Below are 23689 nucleotides of genomic sequence, written 5' to 3' on the forward strand. Positions count from 1 at the left end.
TGCAACGGTCCGGGGGTGGCGCACGCGGCCTCGTCCAGCAGCGTGTCGCGGTCACGCAGCGCCACGATGGCGTTGATCGCGGGGTTTGCGGCGTCGATCCGATCCAGCGTTTCCGCCATCAGATCCCAGGCCGTGAGGGTTCCGGCGCGCAGGGCGGTCAACTGATGGGTCGCGTCATGATTGATCATGGTTCAGTTGATGTCCGGCTGTCGGAGCCGGGTCAAGCTGGATTCCGCCACCGCATTTCCCATGATCATCCGGGGGAAGAAAGGTGGTCGCGGAAATTGGGACCGGTTGTGTCCCAGTCCGAGCATTTTTGACAATGGACGGAAGGGGGCCAATCAAACCGGGCAGGTGGCAAGTATTTGATCAAAAAAATGGACCGGCGAAGAGTGTCCTGCTACGCTCGGGACGGAACAAGCTTGAGGTGCCAGATGACCATCACCCTTCTGATCATCAACGCGCGCGCCCTCACCATGGACCTCGAGGCCCCCGAGACCGACGCGGTGGCGCTTGCCGGCGACAGGATTGCCGCCCTTGGCGAGGCGGCCCGTGCCATGGCGGGTCCCGACTGTCCCGTCATTGACGCGAAGGGGGCAAGCGTGCTGCCGGGCTTCATCGAGAGCCATCTGCATCTGTTCATGGGCGGCTCTGAACTGGCGCATCTGCAACTTCTCGGGGTCAAGGGGGCGGACGCGCTGGCCGGGGCGATCCATGCCTACGCGTCCGCGCATCCGAACCGCAAGGTGATCGTCGGGCAAGGATGCGACTACCTTATCTATGATCGCGCCCTGACCCGGCATGACCTTGATGCGATCCTGCCGGATCGTCCGGTTTGTCTCTTGGCCGCCGACCATCACACCGCATGGGCCAATACGATGGCTCTTGAACAGGCGGGCATCCTGCATGGTGCGCCATTGGGTCCGGGCAACGAGATCGTCATGGAAAACGGCCTGGCCACGGGCGAATTGCGCGAGTTCGAGGCCAAGGCGCCGGTGCTGCGGCTGGCCGGAGAGAACCGCATCATGGCGGGCATCGCCACCGGGGCCGATCCGGTGCCAAAGCCGAGCCATGACGACATGCTGGCGGATCTGCCCGCGATGGAGCGCGGTTTGCACCATTGCGCGCGCCACGGGTTTACCAGCCTCGTCAACATGGATGGCAACCGCTACACGCTTGAGGTGCTGAACCACTTGCGGGGTCAGGGCAAGCTGACGGCGCGGGTGCGGGTGCCCTATCATTATCGCAACGACCACAAGATCACCGATCTTGCCAAGGCCAGCGCCATGAGCGCCGATTACAACGATGACTGGCTGTCCTCGGGTTTCGTCAAGCTGTTCATGGATGGGGTCGTGGACAGTGGCACGGCGGTGATGCTCAACGACTATCCCGACCAACCCGGCTGGCGTGGCGATCCGTTGCATGAGGCGGACCGCTTTGCCGAGATCTGCATCGAGGCCGACCGGCGCGGGCTTCAGATCGCGGTGCATGCCATCGGCGACGGGGCGGTGCGCCGGGTGCTGAATGGCTATGAGGCGGCGCGCGATGCCAATGGCGCGCGCGACGCACGGCATCGGATCGAACATATCGAATTGATCGACCGCGCCGATATTCCCCGTTTTGCCGAAATGGGCGTCGTGGCCTCGGTCCAGCCATCGCATCCGCCGGGGTCACTCGATTTCCTGCTGTTCCCGACCCTCGACAAGATCGGGCGCGACCGGTGGCGCGATGCCTATCTGACCCGCACGCTGCGCGATGCCGGGGCGCGGATCGCGTTCGCCTCTGATTGGCCGGTGGCCGATGTGAACCCGCTCCGGTCCATTCAGGCGGCGGTGACACGGCAGCCCTATGAGGGCGCTCAGGACGAGCGCGTGACGCTGCGTGAGGCGCTGGCCGCCTATACCATCGGCGGGGCCTATGCCGAACATACCGAGGATCGCAAAGGCATGTTGCGCCCTGGCTATCTTGCGGATGTGGTGATTCTCTCGGGCGACATCGAGGCGGTGCCCGCCGATCGGATTGCCAGCTTGAGTGTCGAAAAAACCATCTGTGGCGGTCGAGTCGTTTGGGATGCTGACGCCTAATCCGGCCTGAGGGGCCGAAATGTCTTGAACGACTCGGCGACACGCGCCGACTATGAGGGAAAAGGGGACGCCATAGTGGCCGACGGTGCGCAACAGAGCGGCAACGAGATAGAAATCAAGGCGGTCAGCAAGGTCTTTGGCGCGGGTGCTGTCGCGTTTCACGCCCTGACCGATATTGATCTGACAATCCGCACCGGCGAGTTTTTCACCCTTCTGGGGCCGTCCGGCTGTGGCAAGACCACACTCCTGCGGGTGATCGCCGGATTTGAACACCCCAGCAGCGGACAACTCCTGATCAAGGGGCAGGATGTTGTGGGACAGGCCCCGAACCGGCGTCTGGTGAACACGGTGTTTCAGAATTACGCGCTGTTTCCGCATATGACCGTGGCGCAGAATATCGGCTTTGGCCTCAAGATGCTGGGCCGCCCCCGGTCCGAGATTGACGCCACCACATCCGAGATGCTGCATCTGGTCAAGATGGAGGCCATGGCCACGCGCAAGCCCGCGGAATTGTCGGGCGGACAGCAGCAGCGGGTGGCGCTGGCCCGCGCCCTCGCCCCAAGGCCGCGCGTTCTCTTGCTCGACGAACCGCTGAGCGCGCTGGATCTCAAGTTGCGCAAGGAAATGCAAACCGAGTTGAAGCGACTTCAGGTGGAAACGGGCATAACATTCGTTTTCGTGACCCATGATCAGGAAGAGGCGCTGACCATGTCGGACCGCCTGGCGGTGATGAACAAGGGGCGCATTCTGCAACTTGGCAGTCCACATGACATCTACCACGCCCCGGCAGAGCGGTTCGTGGCCGATTTCATCGGCGAGACGAATTTTCTGTCGTTAAAGGTGATCGCGATCGCGGGGGGCTGCGCCGACCTTGCCTTGCCCGGTGGCCGGACGGTTTCAGCACGGATTGCGGAAGGGGTGGTGCCCGCAGCGGGTGAGACCGTGTCCGCCGTGATCCGCCCGGAACAGGCGCAACTGGTGGCGGCAGATGCCGGTGATCTGTCGGCGACGGTCAATGGCTCTGTGTTCTTTGGCACCGACACGCATATCCATCTGACGCTTGCGGATGGTCAGAGTTTCACGGTGCGGCGTCAGAACACCGTCGGACAGGCGGACCCGGCGCGCGGTGTGCGGGTGGGCTTGGCCTTGATGCCCGGCGCGCTGCAAGTTCTGCGGGGATAGGGATGAAACGCGACTCGCACCGCTGGAAGTGGATACTCGTGAGCCCCGCGCTTGTGGTTCTGATCCTTGCGGCCTCTGGTCCGCTCTTGATTGTTGCCGTCTACTCGGTCCTCAGCCCCGGCAATATGGGCGGGGTATCGTGGGAGTTCTCGACGGATGCCTGGTTCCGGGTGTTCTTCAAGCGCGATATTTTCGACCCCGAGAACGTCACGCTGAACGCGGACCATCTGGCGGTGTTCCGACGCACCTTGTGGCTGTCATTTCAGACAACGCTGATCTGCGCAGCCTTGGGTTTTCCAACGGCGTGGTTCATCGCCACACGCCCTGTCAATCGGCGGATGGTCTGGTTGTTTTTGATCACGGTTCCCTTCTGGACCAACCTGTTGATCCGCACCTTCGCGATACAGGAGTTGATCCGCAACACCGGCACATTGAACACGGTGCTGCTGTGGCTCGGGGTGATCCGGCAGCCTCTGGAATTGATGTATTCCGATTTCGCGGTGTTGCTGGGCATGAGCTATGTCTTTTTGCCGCTGATGGTGCTGCCGCTCTATGCCGCGATGGACAAGCTGGATTTCCGGCTGGTCGAAGCGGGCTACGACCTTTACGCCAGCCGCTTGCAGGTCTTGTGGCATGTGATCCTGCCTTTGGTGAAGCCAGGGTTCATCGCAGGCTCGATCCTGGTGTTCATCCCCTCGATCGGGGCCTATGTCACGCCGCGCGTGCTGGGGGGGGGGCGGTCGATGATGATGGGCAATCTCATCGGCCTGCAATTCGGTCAGGGGCGCAACTGGCCGCTTGGATCGGCGTTGGCGATGGTGTTGCTGGTGATCGTCGTGGTGGCGCTGGTGTTCTACCTGCGCATCACCACCCGCGAGGCAGGGGGACGCGATGGCCAATCATAGATTTGATGTGCGCGCCCTGCCCGGCTTTGGCGTTGTTGCCATCTTCACGCTGGTGATGCTCTACCTGCCCATCATCATTCTGGTGGTCTTTTCCTTCAACGAGGCACAATCGCAATCCGTTTGGGGCGGCTTCTCGCTGAAATGGTATGAGGCGGCGTTCAACAACAGGCAGGTGGTCGATGTGTCGATCCGCTCGCTCTGGCTGGCGCTGGTCGCGGCCGGGATTGCCACGGTGCTGGCAACCCTGGCAGCCCTGGCCACAACGCGGGTGGGCCGGTTTCCGGGCCAGACCATGATTTATGCGCTGATCAACCAGCCGCTGATGGTGCCGGAGATCGTGACCGGTATCGCGCTTTTGATTTTTGTGGCCTTTCTCAAGGTGCAGACGGGATATTCGGGCATGGGCTATATGGTGGCGGCGCACACGGCTTTTTGCATCCCCTTTGCCTATCTGCCCATTCGCGCGCGGCTGGAAACCATGGATCTGACCTTGGAGACGGCGGCGGCCGATCTCTATGCAAACCCGGTGCAGACCTTCGCCCATGTCACCCTGCCGCTTCTGGTGCCGGGTATCGTGGCAGGGTTCATGCTCGGGTTCGTGGTGTCTCTCGACACGGTCGTGATCACCGAGTTCGTGAAATCCGCCGGACAGGACACCCTGCCCACCTACATGCTCGGGCAGTTGCGCCGCAGCGTCACCCCCGAGATGAACGCCATCGCCACGATGTTTCTGGCGCTGTCGCTGGTGGTGGTCAGTGTGTTTTTCCTGATCACCCGTAAAAGGGGATAACTGCAACCATAACCACAGGGAGACGACCCATGAAGAAACTGATAGCAACCGGCCTCGCCGCAGTTTTGACGACTACTGGCCTTGCAAGCGCGGAAGGTGTGGTGAACCTCTATAACTGGGGCAATTATACCAGCCCCGAACTGCTGACCAAGTTCGAGGCAGAGACCGGCATCAAGGTAAATGTGACGGACTATGACAGCAACGACACGGCCCTTGCCCGTATCCGTCAGGGCGGCCACGGGTTTGACATTGTGGTGCCGTCGAACTCTTACATGCAGACGTGGATTTCCGAGGGGCTGATCGTTCCGCTCGACAAATCCATCGTCAGCAACCACGGCAATATCGCGCCCGAATGGGTGGATGTCGATTTCGACCCCGGCCGCGCATACTCGGTTCCATGGCAATGGGGCACGACCGGCGTGATCGTGAATACGAGCGTCTACAAGGGCGACATCAACGACGCCGCCGTCATCTTCAGCCCGCCGGACGAATTGAAGGGCAAGATCAACGTAATCCCGGAAATGTCTGATGTCATGGCACTTGCGATTTACTACGCCGGGGGGGAATCCTGCACCACCGATATGGCGGTGATGCGCAAGGTACGCGATACTCTGGTCGAGGCCAAGGCGCATTGGAAGGCGCTGGATTACGGCACGGTCGATGCCCATGTCGCGGGCGATTTCTCGGCCGGGATCTATTGGAACGGGGCGACCATGCGGGCGCGCTTGCAGAACGCCGATCTTGCCTATGGCTATCCCAAGACCGGCTATCCGATCTGGATGGATAGTGCCACCGTGCTGGCCGATGCCCAGAACCCGGAAAACGCGATGAAGTTCATCAATTTCATCCTCGAGCCGGAGAATGCCGCGATGATCTCGAACTTTGCGCGCTATGCCAATGGCGTGACCGGATCGGAAGCCTTCATGGATGAGGTGATGCGTGCAGCCCCTGAAATCGTCGTCGCACCCGAACTGGCGGCGGCGGGCAGGTTCAGCCCCGCCTGTTCACAGGAAGTAAACGATCTGCAATCGCAGATCTGGACCGAAGTTCTGCAATAACCGACCTCGGGCGCACCCCTTTGACCTTTGGAGTGCGCCCCCCGTGCCTGTCACCGCAAGCGCCCCCGGACGATTCGCGCACAGGCTCGGCTTCCGTTCGGACACAGGGCGCGTTTGCGGCAGTGCTGGCGGTCAATCACATCCCAGATTGGTTGCAGTGCAAGCTGACGCAGGAGCAACGGAACGCCCTAGGCCTCGGCAGATCGAACTTTTGTTGACTTATCCCAGATATGCTAACCGTGCCTGCGGGAAGCTGAAGAGCGTGCGTTCAATCTGCTCGCCGTTCATCAGGCAAAAAGCTGTGGACAGCGCATCAGCCAGCGCCGCGCGCGGGGCGGTGACGGTGATAAGCTTCCAGCGGGCGGGGGCGGGCAGGCCGGTCAGCGGGTTGAGGATATGGCTGACCATGCCTGCCTGATCAAAGGTGATACCATGCGGAGCTGAGCTAGCCAGCGCCCTGTTTTCCAGCATTACGGCGTCGCGGTGCAGTGTCTGCCCGTCATCAAGCGAGATCGGCCAGGCACCGCCCTGCGGTTGCGCTCCTAGTGCCCGGAACTCGCCGGTATTGACTAGCACATTCGTCAGCCCCTCTGCACGTAACAGGTCTGCCACCCAGTCGGCGATGTAACCCTGCGCCACGTCGTTCAGGCTGAAGCTTCGGGCGCGCCCAGCTTTCGATCAGATAGTCGATGACGGTCGGCTCGTACCCGGCCGCGTGGATGATCCCGAGCACGTTGCGGGAGGTGCCGCAGTCGGGATTGTGGTGGATGACGACCGGGAAGATGCTCATGCTGGGAACCTCGCGCGTGTCCGGTTGGCGAAGGCGACGAGGCTCAGCATCACCGGCACCTCGACCAGCACACCCACCACGGTGGCCAAGGCGGCGCCGGAGTTCAGCCCGAAAAGCCCGATCGCGACCGCGACCGCGAGTTCGAAGAAGTTCGACGTGCCGATCAGCGCGCAAGGCGCGGCGACCCGGTGCGGAACGGCCCACAGCCAGGCCCATCCATATCCGAGCGCGAAGATGCCGTAGGACTGGATGATGATCGGGACCGCGATCAGTGCGATCAGCAGCGGTTGCGCAAGGATCACCGGCCCCTGAAAGCCGAAGAGCAGCACCACGGTTATCAGGAGACCCACGACCGAGGCCGGCTTGATCCGCGCCGTGAACGTCGTCACCGCAGCCTCGCCACCTTTCGCGATCAGCGCCCGGCGCGTCAGGAGACCCGCGATCAGGGGAATAACGATGTAGAGGACGACCGACAGGATCAGCGTCTCCCACGGGACGCTGATGTCGGTGACGCCCAGAAGGAAGGCCACGATAGGGGCGAAGGCCACCACCATGATCAGGTCGTTCACCGAGACCTGCACCAGCGTGTAGTTCGGATCGCCCTTCGTCAGCTGCGACCAGACGAAGACCATCGCCGTGCACGGCGCGGCGCCGAGAAGGATCAGGCCCGCGATGTATTCCGGCGCGCGCTCTGGATCGATCAGCCCGGCAAAGACATGGTTGAAGAACAGGACCGCAAGCGCCGCCATCGTGAAGGGCTTGATCAACCAGTTGATCGCCAGCGTGATGACGAGACCCTTCGGGCGCTGCCCCACCGCCTTGAGCGAACCGAGATCCACCGCGATCATCATCGGATAGACCATCGCCCAGATCAGGACGGCGACGACAAGGTTGACCGAGGCGACCTCCAGCGCGGCCAGCGCGCCGAATAGACCCGGCGCGAGGCTGCCGAGGACGAGCCCGGCCAGGATGCAGAGCGCGACCCAGAGGGTCAGCCAACGTTCGAACAGGCTCATGAAAGTTCCTTGTCGTTGGGCACGCAACAGACCGCAGCGGACGGTGCGGTCAGCGTGCTGATGAATTCGGCCAGCGGCCCAAGCGCAGCAGGGTTCAACGCGTAGCAAGTACGCGGGCCGGATATCTCGCCGGTGATGACCCCGGCGGCCTTCAGGATGCGCAGGTGCTCGGAGACCGTGGACTGCGCCAGGCCGACAGCGTCCACGATGTCGCCGCCGATGCAGCCGGGCGTGGCGAGCAGCAGCCGCAGGATGCGCAGCCTTGCCGGATGCGCGAGCGCCTTGGCCAGTTCAGCGATCTCGATGTCAGTGTCCTGCATGATCCATCCATTTTTTGCCAATCGTCGATAGACGATAATTGCGGCACGCACAATGGTGTTCGCTGCAGAGCAACCATCGTGGCCAAACGGGCGAAGTGACCTCGCCGGATCCCGTTAAATCAATGGCTTAAGGTGGAGATGGTTGGATATCAGGCCCATCCCCTCCGCCACTCGCCCCCGCGAAAGCGTTCTCCCGATCCGGTTGTGGCCGGATTTTCCCGTTGTTTTCGGGGTTGTGCGGGTGGGGCGGTTCAATCGCCCTATTTTTAGCATGCCCAGAGCGCGCACAACAGATTCCTGGATTGCCGCGAGGGCTCTCTTCAATCGACATGCCCTTGCAGCCAATGTCGAAAGAGGCTTGGGAATGGAGAAAAGATCGGGCCTGCTTCACACCGGGCTCATGCTCATCAGCATCTTGGCAATCACCAGCATGATCGGCAGCAGGACGATGACGAGGTTGACCGGGAACATGAACAAGGCCATCGGGAACAGCATCTTGATGGGCAGGGAATTGGCCTTTTCCTCGGCCCGGATCAGCCGCATCTGACGCATTTCCTTGCTGAAGGAACGCAGGGTCTTGCTGACGCTCGCGCCAAGTTCGGCGGATTGCTTGAACAACACGGCCAGTGTGCGCGCCTCTTCCACCTCGATACGCTCGGAGAAATTGAGCAGCGCCTCATGCAGAGAGCGCCCGGCCCGGATTTCGAGGTTGATGATTGCAAGCTGCACGCCGAAGTCTGGCGTCGTGACCAGAAATTCCCGCGTCACCCGGTCAATGGCTGCGTTGATGCTGAGGCCCGCATCGACGCAGACCAGCAGAAGATCCATGAAATCCGGGAAAAGCTTGCGGTACTCGCGGGTTCGGTTCCGGCCAAGCCGGTCGAGCACCGCCGCGCAGAGGATGAACGTGACCCCGGCCGCCAGCAATGCAAAGAAGAACACCGCCATGTTGCTGGCCGACGGTAGCACGGCACCCAGACCGAACTGCACCGCCAGGAAGACCAGAACCATGGCGAGCAGGCGCAGCAGGCTGAACATGGCGGGGGCCGACCGCGAAAAGAACCCCGCACGCACCAACCGCATCTTGAGCGAATTCGGGCTCTCGTTCTGGACCACTTCAAGATAGTAGCGGATCTGCTTGTTGTCCGAGCCAAGCAACTTGTCGAGTTCGTCTTGCGTGATCTTCCCGGTCGAGGAAACCTTCTCAAGGTTCCGGTTGATTTCGCGATTTCTGATGGTGAGCAGAATAACCGCGAAACTGACGATCAGCACCGCAACGAAAACTGCCAGAAGTATCAGGTTTTCAGTCACTTGACGTTTTCCTCGGGGTTGCGGGAACTAGAAGTCGAAATTCACGATGCGCCGGATCACCAGCATGCCAAGAAAGATCATCGCCAGACAGCCGATGACAACGTAATGACCCCAGCCACTTTCCCAGACCATATCGAAATAGGTCGGCACCAAAAGGCGGATCATCGCGAACAGGGCAAAGGGAAAGACCAGCATCACCCAGGAGGTCGCGCGCCCCTCTGACGAGATCGCCTTGATCTTGGCTTTGACGATCTGCCGGTCACGGATCATCTGGGCGAGGTTTTCGAGGATCTCGGACAGGTTGCCGCCCGTCCCCTTCTGCACGCTGACGGTGACGGTCAACAGGTTCAACTCGGGTGCGCCCACCCGTTGATACATGTTGAACATGGCCTGTTCCAGTTCCGCACCAAAGGTCATCTGATCGTTCAGGATGCCGAATTCGGACCCGACGGGATCGGGCATTTCCCGCGCCACCAGCGAGATCGCCGCCACAAGGGGATGGCCGGCATTCAGGCTTCGCACGATGATGTCGATCGCCGGGCCGAGCTGAGATGTAAAGACGCGGATTCGCCGGGTGCGGAAATAGGACAGCAGCAGCAGGCTGAGCGTGATCGAAAAAGCGGTGGCGGAGAGGATCAGAAAGACCGTGTTCAGGCTGAACAGGATCTCGGCCAGAACGAGGCCGAGAAAGAAGAACAGCAACAGAAAGGCAATCCGCCGCGCCGGGCTGAGTTCCAGCCCGGTCTGGGCGACGAACCGGTTGAAGCGGCCAAGCAAAGAGCGACCGCCGATCCGTCCCGAAATGCCCCGCCGGTTCAGCAGGTTGCTATAGGCATCGGCCGCGCCCTGCTTGTGCTTGAGGCTTTCGAGTCGGTTGCGGATCTCTGCCTTGGACCGCTGCGCGCCGAACAGCAGCCGCAACAGCGCATCGAACAGCAAGAGCGCCGCGATGAAGATCAGGCCATAGAGCGTGAGCGGGTTGCTGAACATCTCTCAGAGTCTCTTCGAGGGGTCGAAACAATCGGGGTTGAGCCGAAGCCCCATGGTTTCGAGATCTTCAAGAAAGCTGGGGCGAATGCCCGTGGCGCGGAACTCGCCGATGATCTTGCCGTGGTCGTCCACCCCAAGCCGGACAAAGCGCATGATGTCCTGAAGCTGGACAATCTCGCCCTCCATTCCGGTTATCTCGGATATGGCGATCACGCGGCGCGTGCCGTCGCGCAGGCGCGTGAGTTGAAGCAGAACCTGAACCGCCGAACTGATCTGGGCGCGGATGGCCTGTTGCGTCATCGGCATCCCGGCCATGCCGACCATCTGCTCCATCCGCCCGAGTGCGTCACGCGGGCTGTTGGCGTGGATCGTGGACATGGAACCCTCATGGCCGGTGTTCATGGCCTGCAACATGTCGAATGCCTCGGCGCCGCGCACCTCGCCGACGATGATGCGGTCGGGGCGCATCCTCAGCGCGTTCTTGACCAGATCGCCCTGCCGGATCTCGTTGCGCCCGTCGATCGTCGGTGGCCGGGTTTCCAGCCGCACCACATGGGGCTGCTGCAATTGCAGTTCGGCGGCGTCCTCGATGGTCACAAGACGCTCTTCATGCGGGATATAGGCGGAAAGGGCGTTCAGCATCGTCGTCTTGCCCGAGCCGGTGCCGCCCGAAATGATCATCGACACCTTGCCCTCGACCGCAGCGGCCAGCAGGTCGGCCATGCCCCGCGCCAGCGCGTTCGCGTCCACAAGCCGGTCGAGCGAATAGGGCTTTTTCGAGAATTTCCGGATCGAGACCTGCGGCCCGTCCACCGCTACCGGGCGCACCGCCACGTTGACCCGCGAGCCATCGGCAAGCCGCGCATCCACCAGGGGCGAGCTTTCGTCGATCCGCCGCCCGACCGAGGCGACGATCTTGTTGATGATGCGCATCAGGTGGTCTTCATCCTTGAAACGCACCTTGGTCGCCTCGATGATCCCGAAGCGTTCGATATAGACGCGCCCCGAGCCGACAATGAGGATATCCGAAATGGTATCATCAGCCAGAAGCGGCTCGATCGGGCCAAGCCCCAGCATCTCGTCGCTGATGTCGGCAATGAGCTTTTCCAGCTCCTTGGCGCTCAGCGGGAAATTGTGATCCTTGGCATAGGCGCGCACGAAGGGCCGAAGCTCGTTGTGAAGCTCTTCCTTCTCCATCGTGTCCAGAATGGACAGGTTGATCATGTCGAGCAGATACCTGTGCAGCTCGACCCGCTCGTTAACGAAATCGGCCGGTTCGTTCGGCGTTATGGGCTGCGCTGCGAGCGGTTGGCTTTCCTCGCGCGGCAGCGGCCCCAGCTTGTCGGGTGCTCCGCGCACCGAGCGTTTCGTGGTTGCGGTGTCGTCTTCGGTTCGCCTGAAAAACCTGCCCACCATGATCTTTTACCTTTCCTGCGCCCTTTAATAGACGATCACCTTGGTGCCGTTTTCGACCTTCTCGAATAGCCCCATCACATCGGCATTGCTCAGGCGGAAGCAGCCTGAGGTCTCATAGCCGCCAACGGTTTCGGCGCTGTTGGTGCCATGAATCCGGTAGAGCGTGTCCTGCCCGTTCGAGTAGAGGTAGATCGCGCGCGCGCCCAGCGGGTTGTAGGGGCCGGGCGGCACATAGGCCGGAAGCGACGGATCGCGCTGCCGCATAGCCGCAGGCGGGCGCCAGGCGGGCCATTCCGCCTTGCGCCCGACACGGGTCACACCAGTCCAGATAAAGCCGTCACGCCCGACGGAGATCTCGTATTGCTCGGCCTTGCCACCAGGCAGCACCCGCAGCAACGTGCGCTTCTCGTTGGAAATGATGATCGTTCCGGGCACTTCGGTGCCGTCATAAGGCACGATCGTCAGGGTGCGCTTGCCGTGCGATCTCGGCAGGCTCTTGACCTGCGCCAGAGCCAGGCCCGGCGCCGTGGCCGCGCCCAGCACCATCGCCAGCATCGTGCGCCTGCACATCAAACCGTTTTTCCCGAAGGATCGAAGCATTTCCCTGTCCTCCTCTCAGCCGGTTCCAGTATCGGTAAGTTCGATGGATTTCATGTATCTGGTCAAGGCTTTGTCAAACTTGTTCCGCGCCGCCACATCAGACGGCAGGATGCCACGGTCGATCGCCTCGCCAATGACATTGGGCAGCAGAGGCAGGTAGAAAAACGGCACGCTCTCGAACAGATCCTTCAGCTTGCGGGTGGCGATACGCTGGCGGAACCATCCGCCCACATGCTTGTTCAGAATGATCCTGACCGGAAAGCCCGGCCCGCGCAGGGACTTGATCCGCTGCACCACATCCAGCGTGTGCTTGATCGCCGGCAGGTTCTGCTCGGTCACCAGCGTGCAGGTGTTGACCGCTGACAGAACGTCATCCTTCCACTCCGTCTCGTAATAGGGGATATCGAGAAAGGTGTGCTCGTGTTCCTGTGTCACGGCGTCCAGCATTCTCAGGGTCAGTTCATAGCCGTTGATATCAGTGTTCAGGTCCGGGCGCTTGAAGGAATAGAGATAAAACCCCTTCTTGTGCCGCAGCTGGATCGCCCGGATGAATTCGGCGTCCACCCGCTGCGGCGAGGGGGCCACCGATCCAAGATCGAAAGAGTTGTTGAGGTTGAGGGCATAGCCGCAATTTCCGGTCGAGAAATCCAGGTCGAACAGCGCCACGCTGCCGGTTCTCCGAAGCAACCTTGTTGCGGCGATATCCGCCATCGAGGCGGCAATCGTGGTTGCGCCTGCGCCGCCAACCACCGACACGATGGCGTGAACACGGTTGCCACGGGTCTTGCCCGCGCGCACCAACGCCTTGATCGACGAGACCAGCTTGTCCTGCGAAACCGGCTTTTGCAGCAGATCCTGCGCGTTGAGTTGCAGGATCTGGCGCATCGAGTCCGCGTCAAGCGCATCGGAGAGGATAATCAAAGGCTGGTTCGGCGCGAACAGACGCACCAGCTTCAGCAACTGGGTGTCCCGCTCTTCCAGCGTGCCGACATCCAGAACAAGGATGTCATACTCGCCATTTGTCAGGTCGCGCTCGACCGTGTCGCCGTCGGCGCGCGTGACGTTGAATTCCCGAAGCCTGTCCAGTTGAACTGCGGATTCGACAGGTTGCGCCCTGTCCCGAGACACCCAAAAAACACGAATGGACGAAGAAATCGGCATTTATAGTTTATATCCTTAATAACAGTTGATCCGTGTGTCGCAAATATCCTCGCTTGTCATGCTGACCGGATGCGACGGGATGGTAATGTTGTTGATGCCAAGCAGATCATCGATGAACAGGAAATCAACGGTCACGTCACGCAATTCAACCGTGACCGTTGATACCTGGCCAAAAGGTCGCCCGACATAGCCCAGAAACGAGCGGTGATAGCTCACCACCACGTTTTCGGCGGTCAGGAAGGGGGCCACGTCGCACATGCCGACAAAACCGCTGTTTACCGCCCCGCACACGCCGTCACCACCGGTCAGCAGCCGGTTCAGGCGCGCCGCGTCGCATGTCGCCCCCTGGCAAGAGACGGAGGCAGGAATTGCGGGAACCGCGTCACCGTCCAGTGCCGTGACGCTCGTGTCAAAGTTTCCAAGCGACGCATAGGCCGCATCCCCCACGATCGGGGACGACACCGCCGCCATGCGCGCCCCGATCTGCGCGGCCTTGGCGGCCTGGTTCCACTGGAACACGGCCACCCCGAATTCAATCATCGCCGCAAACACGATGAGCACGACCGGAATCGTCAGCAGCGCCTCGGTCAGGGCAAGGCCGCTGTCCTCGCGCCAGAACCGCCGAATGACAGACCGCCTTACCATCCGATATACCTCATCTCGGTTTCCCAACTGATCGTAATCACGCCCCCCAGGATCGTGTCATAGACCGGCGAACCGATGTAGTTGAAAGCGCCGGCGACCCGGACGATATCCTCTGGTCCCGGCGTTCCCTCGAACGAGCCTTTCGGCGGATCAAAAGTCAGTGACGCCCCCGCAGTTCCTGGCCCCCATCCAGGCACACGCAGATTGCCGGTTCCGCCTGGGTTGCCGTAAAACGCGATGTTGCGGGCCACGGTCTCGTTGCAGGCCGTCACCTGCATGTTGATCGTGTCGCGGCACCGGCTCCAGTATCGCGCGGCATCGCGCACGCCGACCTGCAATTGCTGCCGCTGCCACATCATGTTTCCGAATTCCAGAATGCCGAATGTCAAGATCGTCAGAACGGGGATGATCAGCAGGGCCTCTACCAGAACGACCCCGTCCTGTTCCTTGTGAAACCGTCTCATGGGCCGCGAGAGCATATCGCCTCCTGTTCCCTTTGCCGGTCAGAACCGGTTACAAGATCCCTTTTCGTCCCTCACCTGGCGATCATTGCGGGTTGCGTCGCCGTAACCCGCAATGATCCGTCATGTTCCGCCGTGAACCCTGGTGTTCTTCAGGTTTCCGGGATCCGGGGTGATCGCCTGAATGGCTGTATTGGCCTCGCTGGCATTGCCCGCGCGGGCGGTCACGCCGTCCCAGTTGTTCGCGTAATTCGCGCAGCCGCCCAGGATGAACAGCGTCACCACTGCTGCCCCGAGGCGCTTATTTCTTGGCAATGACACCATCTTCAAACTCCAGATCGATAATATGGCCATAAGGGCCGACGACCCCTTTGCCTTCGCGGAAATCGCGCAACAGGTTCTTGTCGACTTCCAGCATTCCCAGCAGGAACAGCTCGAAATCGTTCGAGGACCGGCTGTTGTCGAGCGGCGAGGCATATGGCTGGCCGGGCGCGACCGGGCGCACCAGACGCGGGGTCACGAGAATGACCAGATCGCTTTCGTTTTTCTGGAACCGGGCCGAGCGGAACAGGGTGCCGATGACGGGCACCTGCCCAAGCCACGGAACCTGATCGACATTGCGGGCATTGTTGGTCTGAAGCAGACCCGCGATGGCAAAACTTTGCCCATTGCGTAGCGAAACCGTAGTTTCGGCCTTGCGCGAGATGAACCCCGGCTGGCCGTTGACATTGATGGTCGGGTCGATGTCGCTGACCTCGGGGCTGATGCGCAGGCGGATCAACTCGTCATCCAGAACCACGGGCATGAAGTTCAGCCGCACGCCGAACTCGCGGAAATCGGTGCTGGTTGTCACGACGCCGTTTGCGCTCTGGGTCGAAACCTGGATGGGCACTTCGCCGCCGACCACGAAATTCGCCGCGATGCCGCTGGTCGTGACCAGTTTGGGATTGGCCAGTCGGCGGGCAAGACCCTTGCTTTCCAGCGCGTTGATCACGAAGTCGATCTGGATGCCCGAGATTTCCAGCAGGTTGCCCACGGCGATGCCAAAGGGCGTGCTGTTCGGCGGCAGGCCGGTATTGATCTGTCGGCTGCCGCTGTTGTTCGAGCCAAGCAGGTTCACCCCGAGTTCGCGCCCCGAGCGGCGCTCGACCTCAATGATGCGCACGTCAAGCTCGACCTGCTGCGCGCTGTCAACCCGAATGGCATTGATCACCGGCTCCGAGGAATATTCCGACGCAATCTCCAGCACTCTTGCCAGATCCACATTGTCCTTCACCTCACCCGAAAGCCGGATGCGGTTGTTCACGTTGGTCACCTCGATATTCGCGGCGGGCAGCGCCGTGCGGATGGCCGAGCGAAGATCGCTGAAATCGACCATCACCTTGATGTCGATCACCTCGAGCAGTTTCTTGCTTTCGGAATAGAGCGTCACATTGGTGGTGCCGAAATTCCGCGCCTGGATGTAAAGCGATGTATCGGTCAGGGGAAACACGTCGATCAGATCGGTGTTGCCCACCAGAATATCCGCGAACGGTCGATCCGTCTCGATTGTCAGGGTCCGCCCTGCGGCCATCTCGATTCGGCTGACGACACCGTCGCCGATGCTGATGCTGCGGGTCTGGGCATCCGCCCCGTCCGGGATTGTCGTCAATGCAAGTGCGGCGATCAGGGCAATCCCCCGCGCCACGGTCTTTCTGAAAATATGCCTGCTCATGTCCTTGCCTGTCCCACTGCTGCCTCTGAAGGGCATTTTGCGTCTGGTGTGTGCTCAGGAATTGTCCGGGTTCTCCGGAACTGCCTGATCGACCTTGTATTCGTCGCGCTTGCCATTGCGGATGACACCGATCGTTGTCCGAACCGGCGCGACCACCGGCCGCTCCACGACCTTTTCCACCACAACCTCTTTTTCGATTATGACAGGTTTTTGCTCATTGATCTTCCTCTCGACGCTCTCGATCTGTTCGGTTACCCCGTCAGAGAGGCTTTTGAGCAACATTTCCAGCGCCTCAAGGCGTTCCGCCGAGGGGTCCGGCTGCGCTTGGGCCGCCGTGACAAGCAATTCCTGCGACACGGCGGTGCCGCTCAGATCGTCGAGGGTCAGCCGCTCGACCTGTTCCACCCCGCTTGACCCGGCATTGCGCAGCGCCAGCGACAGCGTGCCGACCGATCCCGCCAGCACCAGCTTTTGCGCCTCTGCGGTATTGACCTCAAAGGTCACGGTGCGCACCACGCTTGGCTGTTCCTTGCGGTCGTCGGCGATCTGGTCGATGGCGATCACCTTGACCCCCTGAAGCAGCACATCGACATAGGTTTCCTCATTGCCCTGCTGGCGGTTGGTGCGGCTGAGCAGGATATCCACCCGGTCGCCGGGCAGGACAAACCCCGCCACGCCCAGAACGTCGTTCACCCGGATCGAGACCGCCTTCATCCCGTCAGAGAGCGATGTGGACAGCTTGGCGCGCTGGCCCGGCGTCGTCACCTTGGAGGCAAGCACCGGCTCGCCCTGCTCGATCGTGGTCAGGGCAAAGCGGGCGCGTTCCTCGTCCGAGCCGGTCAAAAGGTCACTGATTTTCGAGAAAGAGCCGTTGGGCCGCACAGAGGCGCTCCATTCGATCTCGCGCAGCATGGTGATGTCGAGACGCTGGCCAAAACGGATCGCCTCATTCGCGATAACGATCGTGTTCTTTGGCGCCTCATTCCGCACCGCCCCCGCACTTGCGATCTGCGCGCGTTCGCGGGCCATCCAGGTCTGGACGCCATAGACGGCCACACCGGCAAGGATCAAGGCGACAAAAAGGCTTAGGATCGTGGAGCGCATCGGTATAGCCCTTCAAATAACGTGCGATCGCGCGCCTCAAAACCACATGGCTCAAAAAGAATGAGGGGACAGGCACGTTGAAATGGATTCAGGAGACCCGCGTCATCACTTTGACGAGACGGGCCTCCTTGGGTCGTTAAAAACTTAGGGTTGTGGTGTCACGGGAGCACCGAGGTTAGCGGTTATCCAAGTCGTCCACGCATCCCACGTGGTCTCCAGCCCATCACCGAACGCGGTGATTGCGCCGATGAGCGTCGCGGTCAGCAGACCCAGCAACACCAGATATTCCGTCAGCGCAAGGCCGTCTTCATCATCGCGAAAGCGGCGTGCGAGGTCTTGCATATAGATCATGGTCTTAACATACATCGAGGTAACTCCTCATTCTCAGCGCGATACTGCGCTGAAACAGGTTTCAATCCTTGGTTCCCCCCACGCGAACCGGCTTGGAATGTTGCAACGTTTCTCCACGTTGCAGCCCGATAATCGCCATAATTGGGGTCGGGGTCCATGATTTAAGGCAAATTCTGGGCTGAGGGTGGTTTTCGTGTAACAATGCTCAAAAACCCTGCGTTTTTGTTCCATTCGGTTAACATTGTGGACACGTAATGGGGATGTTAACGATTTATTATACAATTTATTCGTGCACCAAGGGAGAATCACACGCGAAGTAGAGTCGTTTTGCCCCCGGATTTCCCCAGGCCGGTCGATCGGCGTTCCCAGATTTTGCCACAATTGACGCATGTGTCAGCGCACCAACACCGCTTCGGCCCGCACGAAATCGTCCAGCGTGCCATTGCCGCCAAAGCCGGTGATGTCGATGATCTCGATGTCGATGGTGGCGTCCTGTCCCGGGGTGGGGGAAATCATCGGGCGCGTCAGAAAGATGCTGGCAAAGCTGTTGACGGGAAAATCCGTCACGCCACCGCCCGCGCCCGACACCTGACCGCAGTCGATGATCGCGGCCACCATCACCCGCCGGTCGGTGGCCGTGATCGGATTGATCGGCTGGTTCTTGTTCGGGCCGCAAAGCGCCTCGCCGCTTTCGCCACCGGGCGACGTCAGAAGGTGAAGGTCATTCGCCAGTTCGTAACGATAGACATCATAGCGTGACGGCTCTGATGTTCCGGCAAAGCTTCTGGGGATGAGATTGGCATCGACAACACCCGCGCCGTAGTTCTGATCCAGATAATTCTGGGCGTCCCATTCCCCCACCCCGGCAAAGGCGCCCTGAACGCCCTGATTGGGTGGGGTCATGACCAGATTGTCGGGAAATCCGAATACTTCGTCATCCACGCCGTTGGCGTTGAAAAGCCCGTTCGACCCCATGATATGATCGTCCCCAAGCGTGCCGCTGCTGGGACCGAAACAGTGGTTCACAGTCCCGTTCGGCAACACATCCGGGCGAATGCCCTTGCGCACGTTCTCTGCCGGGCCGATGGGAAAGGCATTGGGCGAGTTCGGGTTGTAGTTGCTGAAACTGCCGGTGTAGATGTCAAACCGCGTGTTTACCCCCTGACTGATGGAATTCGCGGCACCGGGGCTGGTCCTGACCGTGCCTGCCGGATAGCAGGTCGGGTTGCGCGCCCCGGCAAAGATATCCCGGATCGCATCGGCGCTGGACGAGCCGTTCACCGACAGAAAACCGAAATTGCCGGGAGAGGGCGTATCGCTGCCCTTGGGGTGCAGCTTGATCATGCGAGCATGAAAATCGCCCGCCGCAAACCGGTTCTGGATCTCGTCCCCGACATAGTTGCCGGCACCGTCGAATTCGAACGGGTTGCAGATATAAAGCGGCGGCACGTCGCAAATCACCTCGGGCAGGGCAGTTGCCACGGCGACGGCAGCGACGGGAACGGTTTCCTGGTTGAGAATCTGCGAGAACAATCTTGTGAAATTGCTTTCAAGATCGATGGACTGCGCGCGCACATAGACATACTCGGCCTGTGTGCCGTCAGCTGTCGCAAAAGAGAAATCAATCGGATCGGTATCGTTGTCGGGAATTGTGGTGAGGAACACGACCTCGAACTCGTTTCCTGCAGCGTCTGCGTAAACGAGCGTTTCCATCTGCCCCGGCTCTGTTCGGCTGAGCATGGCGACGCTGTTGGTGATCTGCGCCATCGCCACACGCGCCCGGTCTATGGCGTCTGTCCCACCGTCAAGCTCGCGCGCGCCGGCAAGGGCCACGGCATCGGCGGCCGCCGACAGGTCCGCATGGGCGTTGTTGCCGCGCCCGACATCGATGATCAGCAGGCCGAAGCCAATGAAGACCGGCATCACGAGCAGGCCGAGAACCAGAATATAGCCGCTTTCATCCTTGCGAAATACACGCATGCCAAACCCTTTTCCCGACTGAAATTCTTGTTGCATCCTGCCACGAAACCAGCATTGCATCAACCAAAGTCCAAAAGGCGCATCACGATGACCGGCGCCCCTGCCATCACCATCGGCACCGCATAGGGCAGCTTGCGCGTCTCGCGGATCGCTTTCAGCCGCGCCATTATGCCCGATGTTGCCTTGCTGCGCCCCGCCAGTGCCAGCGCCGCCACAAACAGCACCGAGGCCACCAGCAAAAGCACCGCATACCACGCGAGCAACTCGAAACCGATGAACAGCCCAAGCGGAAAGTATAGCTTGACGTCACCCGCCCCCATCATGCGGGCGAACCACATCACCAGCCCGATCAGGAACAGCAGCCCCCCCGCGATCAGATCCGGCCCGAGGGTCCGGAACCCGCCCGCCGCAGCCCACAGGACGTATAGTCCGCACAGCGCAAGAACCGAAGCATTGCGGATCTTCAGCGTCCGGAAATCCACCTGGGCTACATGGCAGAAACCGGCAACCGCCACGAGCCCGGCAATCAGGCCCGCGGCATCAAGGGGTGCCATCACCGCCACGACCCGCTTCAGATGCCGCGCAGGTCGCCGGGTGCGCGCTTGGGATAGTTCACGGAATTGCGCAGCAGTTCCAGATTGTTGGCGGCAAACTCATTGGTCGGGTCGATCTCGTAGGCGCGTATGAAATGGTTTCGCGCCGCCACCAGCTCTCCGCGCAGCATCAGCGAATAGCCGTAATTGTTGTGGAACTCGATCCTGTTGCCGATCATCGGTTGCAGTTTGCGATAGGCCTGGTCGGACTTGTCGAAGCGGCGCAGCATGTCGGCCGAGGCAGCATAGCCAAGCAGCGCCTGCGGGTCGTCGGGCACAACCCCCAGCGCCTTTTCGAACATCGCATGGGACCGGCCATAATTGCCTTGCTGGAACTGCACCCTGGCGGCGACCAGCAGTTCGTCATCCGGGTAATAGGACCGGTTCGCCGTGTCGCGCACCGCGCCCGCACGCTCACCGAAAGAAGAGACGTCGTCGATCGTTCCTCCCGCGCAGGCCGCGAGGCTGAAAGTGACGGCTGCAATCATTGTGGTTCTGAGAAACATTGCACCCCTGTTTTTCCAATCACCTGAAACTGAATGCATCCTAGCGGCTGATCCCCCGAAATTTCACGCGCTTCGGCAAGAAAGCCCCCAGAATTCGCCGAAATGCAGCTATTTTGGCACAGTTTCTCCCGTCCTTGCGGCACATGCATGTCAGGGTTGACTGATGCGGCTATTATTTGCAACCTAAGAGTGTTTTTGGTCGCAATGACCCTCGCAGTGCCGTGCTCTGGCCGCATTATCGGCGAATTCCTCGATGACTGTTGCCAGCAATTGTCCGGAAAAGGTTGAAGGCCAGAGCCATGTTCAAACAAGACAAGATCCTGTTCGTGTCCGCCGGACTTGCCGGCCTGCCGGTGAATGTCGGGGTTTCGGTGCTTCTCTTCCTTGCACTCTACCTTTCGCTTGCCTTCGGCCTTCATCCCGATGCCCTGATGGTCGGGGTCATCGTTCTGATTTCGTCGCTTCTGGCCGGACATGCCAGCGCGGCGGCGGCAATCCTTCAGGGGGTCGGGGTGCGTAGCCTCTCGATAGGGGGCGCCGGTGTCGATCTGACCCGCGTCAACGAGGTGCCCGCGCGCGACGAGCTTCTGATCGCGGCGGCGGTTCCGCTCACGCATCTGGCGCTGTTCGGTTTCTTCGGGTTGGCATCGAACCTTGTCGCACAGCATGCGGCGGCGCTTGCAGCCTCTGCCGCCATGGCAGAGCAGCATGCGTTGTGGCGCTCCGGGGTCGAAATCCTGTGGCTCGTTGCCATCGTGAATGTCTTTCTCGGGATCCTGCACCTGCTTCCGGCCTATCCGTTCGCCGGCGGGATGATCTTCAGTCGGCTTCTGCACGCCCTCCTGCCCACGCATATCGCCAATACCGTCAGCGGCTTTGTCGGACTGCTCATGTTCGTGCTGTGGATCCCGCTTTCCATGGGCATTCTCGGGGTGGGCCTTGGCGTATTCCTTGTGGCGCCCGAATGGCACAGGCATCTCGCCCTCATGAACAACCAGCCGCAGGCCTGAACTGCGGGCGCGGGGCGGTATCGACGTCGTGCGGGGCAGGATCACGGGGGCTGTGAAATTCCGGTTTCACACCGCGCATCCCCCCGTTATACCGGCGCGCGCAACCCAGCAGTGCCGAGAGGATCATCATGGCCAATGTCGTCGTCGTGGGCGCCCAGTGGGGCGATGAGGGGAAGGGCAAGCTTGTCGATTGGCTGAGCGAGCGCGCCGATGTGATCGCGCGCTTTCAGGGTGGCCATAACGCGGGCCATACCCTCGTGATCGACGGCAAGGTCTACAAGCTCAACGCGCTGCCCTCGGGCGTGGTGCGCGGCGGCAAGCTCTCGGTCATCGGCAATGGCGTAGTGCTCGATCCGTGGCATCTGGTGAACGAGATCGCCGCCATCCGCGAGAAGGGCGTGACCATAACCCCCGAAACGCTGATGATCGCCGAGAACACGCCGCTCATCCTGCCGATCCATGGCGAATTGGACCGCGCGCGCGAAGAAGCCGCCTCCAAGGGCACCAAGATCGGCACCACCGGGCGCGGCATCGGCCCGGCCTATGAGGACAAGGTGGGCCGCCGCGCGGTGCGGGTGGCCGATCTCGCCGATGAGGCCACGCTGATCGCGCGGGTGGACCGCGCGCTTCAGCATCACGACCCGCTGCGCCGCGGCCTTGGCATCGCGCCGGTGGATCGCGATGCGCTGATTGCCGGGCTGAAAGACATTGCGCCGCAGATCCTGCCCTATGCCGGGCCGGTCTGGAAGGTGCTGCTCGACGCGCGCCGCGCGGGCAGGCGCATCCTTTTCGAGGGCGCGCAGGGTGCACTTCTGGACATCGACTTCGGCACCTATCCGTTCGTGACCTCGTCGAATGTCATCGCCGGTCAGGCGGCAACCGGCGTTGGCCTCGGGCCCGGCGCGATCGACTATGTGCTGGGCATCGTCAAGGCCTATACCACCCGCGTGGGCGAGGGGCCGTTCCCGACCGAGCTTGACGACGCCGATGGTGAGCGGTTGGGCACGCGCGGCCATGAATTCGGCACCGTGACGGGGCGCAAGCGGCGCTGCGGCTGGTTCGACGCCTGCCTTGTGCGCCAGACCTGCGCCACCTCGGGCATGAACGGCATCGCTCTCACCAAGCTCGACGTGCTTGACGGGTTCGAGACGCTGAAGATCTGCGTGGGCTACGATCTCGATGGCACGCGGCTCGACCATCTGCCCATGGCCGCCGAGGCGCAGGCGCGCTGCACGCCCGTTTATGAGGAACTCCCCGGTTGGTCGCAATCCACCGAGGGCGCGCGGAGCTGGGCCGATCTGCCCGCCGAGGCGATCAAGTATGTGCGCCGGGTGGAAGAGTTGATCGGCTGCCCGGTCGCGCTACTCTCAACCTCACCAGAGCGCGAGGATACCATCCTCGTAACCGACCCGTTCGCCGACTAGGACAACGCCCATGCCCCTCAGCCACCGCGCGCGCAAACGCTGGTCCATTGTGGTGCTCCTTCTGGGCATGCCGCTGTGGATCGTGGCGGCGGTGACGGTGGTGGGCCTCTTTGACCGCCCGCCGTTCTGGCTGGAAATCGTCGTCTATGTGGTTCATCCTGAACAGCTCTCATCCTTCTGATTTCGCTTTATAAAGTAGCGTTTTTCTTTGGTTTTGAATGCAGCATTTGGTATAATTGCAGCCAGAACCCTGCAATTTCGAGATGCGATATGAAGCC

At 61.1% G+C, this 23689-nt stretch carries 25 protein-coding genes and 2 pseudogenes; 8 read left to right on the forward strand and 19 right to left on the reverse strand.

Annotation, left to right across the window (positions count from 1 at the left end; all coding sequences use genetic code 11):
• Window positions 1-188 (reverse strand): annotated as a pseudogene (locus KAK09_RS17135) (amidase); the annotation flags it as partial.
• A gap of 246 nt (window positions 189-434) precedes the next feature.
• Here KAK09_RS17135 and KAK09_RS17140 point away from each other — a divergent pair.
• The 5 genes from KAK09_RS17140 to KAK09_RS17160 all read left to right on the forward strand — a co-directional run bounded on the left by KAK09_RS17140 (window position 435) and on the right by KAK09_RS17160 (window position 6019).
• A complete protein-coding gene (locus KAK09_RS17140) occupies window positions 435-2084 on the forward strand; it encodes an amidohydrolase (RefSeq protein WP_210880157.1) in 1650 nt (549 codons plus the stop codon).
• 75 nt (window positions 2085-2159) lie between these two features.
• Complete coding sequence (locus KAK09_RS17145) at window positions 2160-3266, forward strand: polyamine ABC transporter ATP-binding protein (protein WP_210880158.1); 1107 nt, start codon at window positions 2160-2162, stop codon at window positions 3264-3266.
• A gap of 2 nt (window positions 3267-3268) precedes the next feature.
• Window positions 3269-4171 carry an ABC transporter permease gene (locus KAK09_RS17150; protein WP_210880159.1) on the forward strand — a complete coding sequence of 301 codons (903 nt, stop codon included), beginning with the start codon at window positions 3269-3271 and terminating at the stop codon, window positions 4169-4171.
• Window positions 4158-4961, forward strand: coding sequence for an ABC transporter permease (locus KAK09_RS17155; protein ID WP_210880160.1), 804 nt, complete (start codon window positions 4158-4160; stop codon window positions 4959-4961). The genes KAK09_RS17150 and KAK09_RS17155 overlap by 14 nt, the downstream gene beginning before the upstream one ends.
• A 29-nt stretch (window positions 4962-4990) precedes the next feature.
• Complete coding sequence (locus tag KAK09_RS17160; RefSeq protein ID WP_210880161.1) at window positions 4991-6019, forward strand: ABC transporter substrate-binding protein; 1029 nt, start codon at window positions 4991-4993, stop codon at window positions 6017-6019.
• Window positions 6020-6238: 219 nt separating this feature from the next.
• Here KAK09_RS17160 and KAK09_RS17165 read toward each other — a convergent pair whose 3' ends face one another.
• The 18 genes and pseudogenes from KAK09_RS17165 to KAK09_RS17245 form a co-directional block, all read right to left on the reverse strand.
• The gene (locus KAK09_RS17165) at window positions 6239-6658 is read right to left on the reverse strand and encodes an FAD:protein FMN transferase (protein WP_336244481.1); all 420 of its coding nucleotides are present in this window, start codon (window positions 6656-6658) and stop codon (window positions 6239-6241) included.
• Window positions 6659-6671: 13 nt separating this feature from the next.
• Window positions 6672-6809: pseudogene (locus KAK09_RS18890) on the reverse strand (thioredoxin domain-containing protein); the annotation flags it as partial.
• Window positions 6806-7825 carry an ACR3 family arsenite efflux transporter gene (gene arsB / locus KAK09_RS17170; RefSeq protein ID WP_210880162.1) on the reverse strand — a complete coding sequence of 340 codons (1020 nt, stop codon included), beginning with the start codon at window positions 7823-7825 and terminating at the stop codon, window positions 6806-6808. The gene arsB and the pseudogene KAK09_RS18890, both read right to left, overlap by 4 nt.
• Window positions 7822-8145, reverse strand: a complete 324-nt coding sequence (locus KAK09_RS17175; protein ID WP_210880163.1) for an ArsR/SmtB family transcription factor — start codon at window positions 8143-8145, stop codon at window positions 7822-7824. Before KAK09_RS17175 ends, arsB begins: the two co-directional genes overlap by 4 nt.
• A gap of 387 nt (window positions 8146-8532) precedes the next feature.
• Window positions 8533-9456, reverse strand: coding sequence for a type II secretion system F family protein (locus tag KAK09_RS19090; RefSeq protein WP_210880164.1), 924 nt, complete (start codon window positions 9454-9456; stop codon window positions 8533-8535).
• 27 nt (window positions 9457-9483) lie between these two features.
• Window positions 9484-10446, reverse strand: a complete 963-nt coding sequence (locus KAK09_RS17185) for a type II secretion system F family protein (RefSeq protein ID WP_210880165.1) — start codon at window positions 10444-10446, stop codon at window positions 9484-9486.
• 3 nt (window positions 10447-10449) lie between these two features.
• Entirely contained in the window at window positions 10450-11862 is a 1413-nt protein-coding gene (locus KAK09_RS17190; protein ID WP_210880166.1) for a CpaF family protein, read from the reverse strand.
• 24 nt (window positions 11863-11886) lie between these two features.
• Complete coding sequence (locus KAK09_RS17195) at window positions 11887-12462, reverse strand: L,D-transpeptidase (protein ID WP_210880167.1); 576 nt, start codon at window positions 12460-12462, stop codon at window positions 11887-11889.
• A gap of 15 nt (window positions 12463-12477) precedes the next feature.
• Window positions 12478-13590: a response regulator gene (locus KAK09_RS17200; RefSeq protein WP_210880168.1), complete on the reverse strand. Its 1113-nt coding sequence runs from the start codon at window positions 13588-13590 to the stop codon at window positions 12478-12480.
• Between the two features lie 48 nt (window positions 13591-13638).
• On the reverse strand, window positions 13639-14268 hold the full coding sequence (locus tag KAK09_RS17205; RefSeq protein ID WP_210880169.1) for a TadE/TadG family type IV pilus assembly protein: 630 nt from the start codon (window positions 14266-14268) through the stop codon (window positions 13639-13641).
• Entirely contained in the window at window positions 14262-14747 is a 486-nt protein-coding gene (locus KAK09_RS17210) for a TadE/TadG family type IV pilus assembly protein (RefSeq protein WP_210880170.1), read from the reverse strand. Before KAK09_RS17210 ends, KAK09_RS17205 begins: the two co-directional genes overlap by 7 nt.
• A gap of 105 nt (window positions 14748-14852) precedes the next feature.
• On the reverse strand, window positions 14853-15011 hold the full coding sequence (locus KAK09_RS17215) for a hypothetical protein (RefSeq protein WP_210880171.1): 159 nt from the start codon (window positions 15009-15011) through the stop codon (window positions 14853-14855).
• 19 nt (window positions 15012-15030) lie between these two features.
• Complete coding sequence (locus KAK09_RS17220) at window positions 15031-16443, reverse strand: type II and III secretion system protein family protein (protein ID WP_210880172.1); 1413 nt, start codon at window positions 16441-16443, stop codon at window positions 15031-15033.
• A gap of 54 nt (window positions 16444-16497) precedes the next feature.
• Complete coding sequence (cpaB, locus tag KAK09_RS17225; protein WP_210880173.1) at window positions 16498-17547, reverse strand: Flp pilus assembly protein CpaB; 1050 nt, start codon at window positions 17545-17547, stop codon at window positions 16498-16500.
• 144 nt (window positions 17548-17691) lie between these two features.
• The gene (locus KAK09_RS17230) at window positions 17692-17913 is read right to left on the reverse strand and encodes a Flp family type IVb pilin (protein WP_210880174.1); all 222 of its coding nucleotides are present in this window, start codon (window positions 17911-17913) and stop codon (window positions 17692-17694) included.
• A 378-nt stretch (window positions 17914-18291) separates the two neighbouring features.
• The gene (locus KAK09_RS17235) at window positions 18292-19878 is read right to left on the reverse strand and encodes a pilus assembly protein TadG-related protein (RefSeq protein WP_210880175.1); all 1587 of its coding nucleotides are present in this window, start codon (window positions 19876-19878) and stop codon (window positions 18292-18294) included.
• Between the two features lie 59 nt (window positions 19879-19937).
• Complete coding sequence (locus KAK09_RS17240) at window positions 19938-20432, reverse strand: prepilin peptidase (protein WP_210880176.1); 495 nt, start codon at window positions 20430-20432, stop codon at window positions 19938-19940.
• Between the two features lie 17 nt (window positions 20433-20449).
• The gene (locus KAK09_RS17245; RefSeq protein WP_210880177.1) at window positions 20450-20977 is read right to left on the reverse strand and encodes a tetratricopeptide repeat protein; all 528 of its coding nucleotides are present in this window, start codon (window positions 20975-20977) and stop codon (window positions 20450-20452) included.
• Window positions 20978-21276: 299 nt separating this feature from the next.
• Here KAK09_RS17245 and KAK09_RS17250 point away from each other — a divergent pair, with 299 nt between their 5' ends.
• From KAK09_RS17250 to KAK09_RS17260, 3 genes are all read left to right on the forward strand, one after another.
• A complete protein-coding gene (locus tag KAK09_RS17250) occupies window positions 21277-21987 on the forward strand; it encodes a zinc metalloprotease (protein WP_210880178.1) in 711 nt (236 codons plus the stop codon).
• A gap of 128 nt (window positions 21988-22115) precedes the next feature.
• Entirely contained in the window at window positions 22116-23411 is a 1296-nt protein-coding gene (locus KAK09_RS17255) for an adenylosuccinate synthase (RefSeq protein ID WP_210880179.1), read from the forward strand.
• A gap of 10 nt (window positions 23412-23421) precedes the next feature.
• Window positions 23422-23592, forward strand: a complete 171-nt coding sequence (locus KAK09_RS17260; RefSeq protein ID WP_210880180.1) for a DUF2842 domain-containing protein — start codon at window positions 23422-23424, stop codon at window positions 23590-23592.
• Window positions 23593-23689: the final 97 nt, after the last annotated feature.

Source organism: Roseovarius autotrophicus, assembly GCF_018069895.1.
In the GTDB taxonomy this organism is placed as follows: Bacteria; Pseudomonadota; Alphaproteobacteria; order Rhodobacterales; family Rhodobacteraceae; genus Roseovarius; species Roseovarius autotrophicus.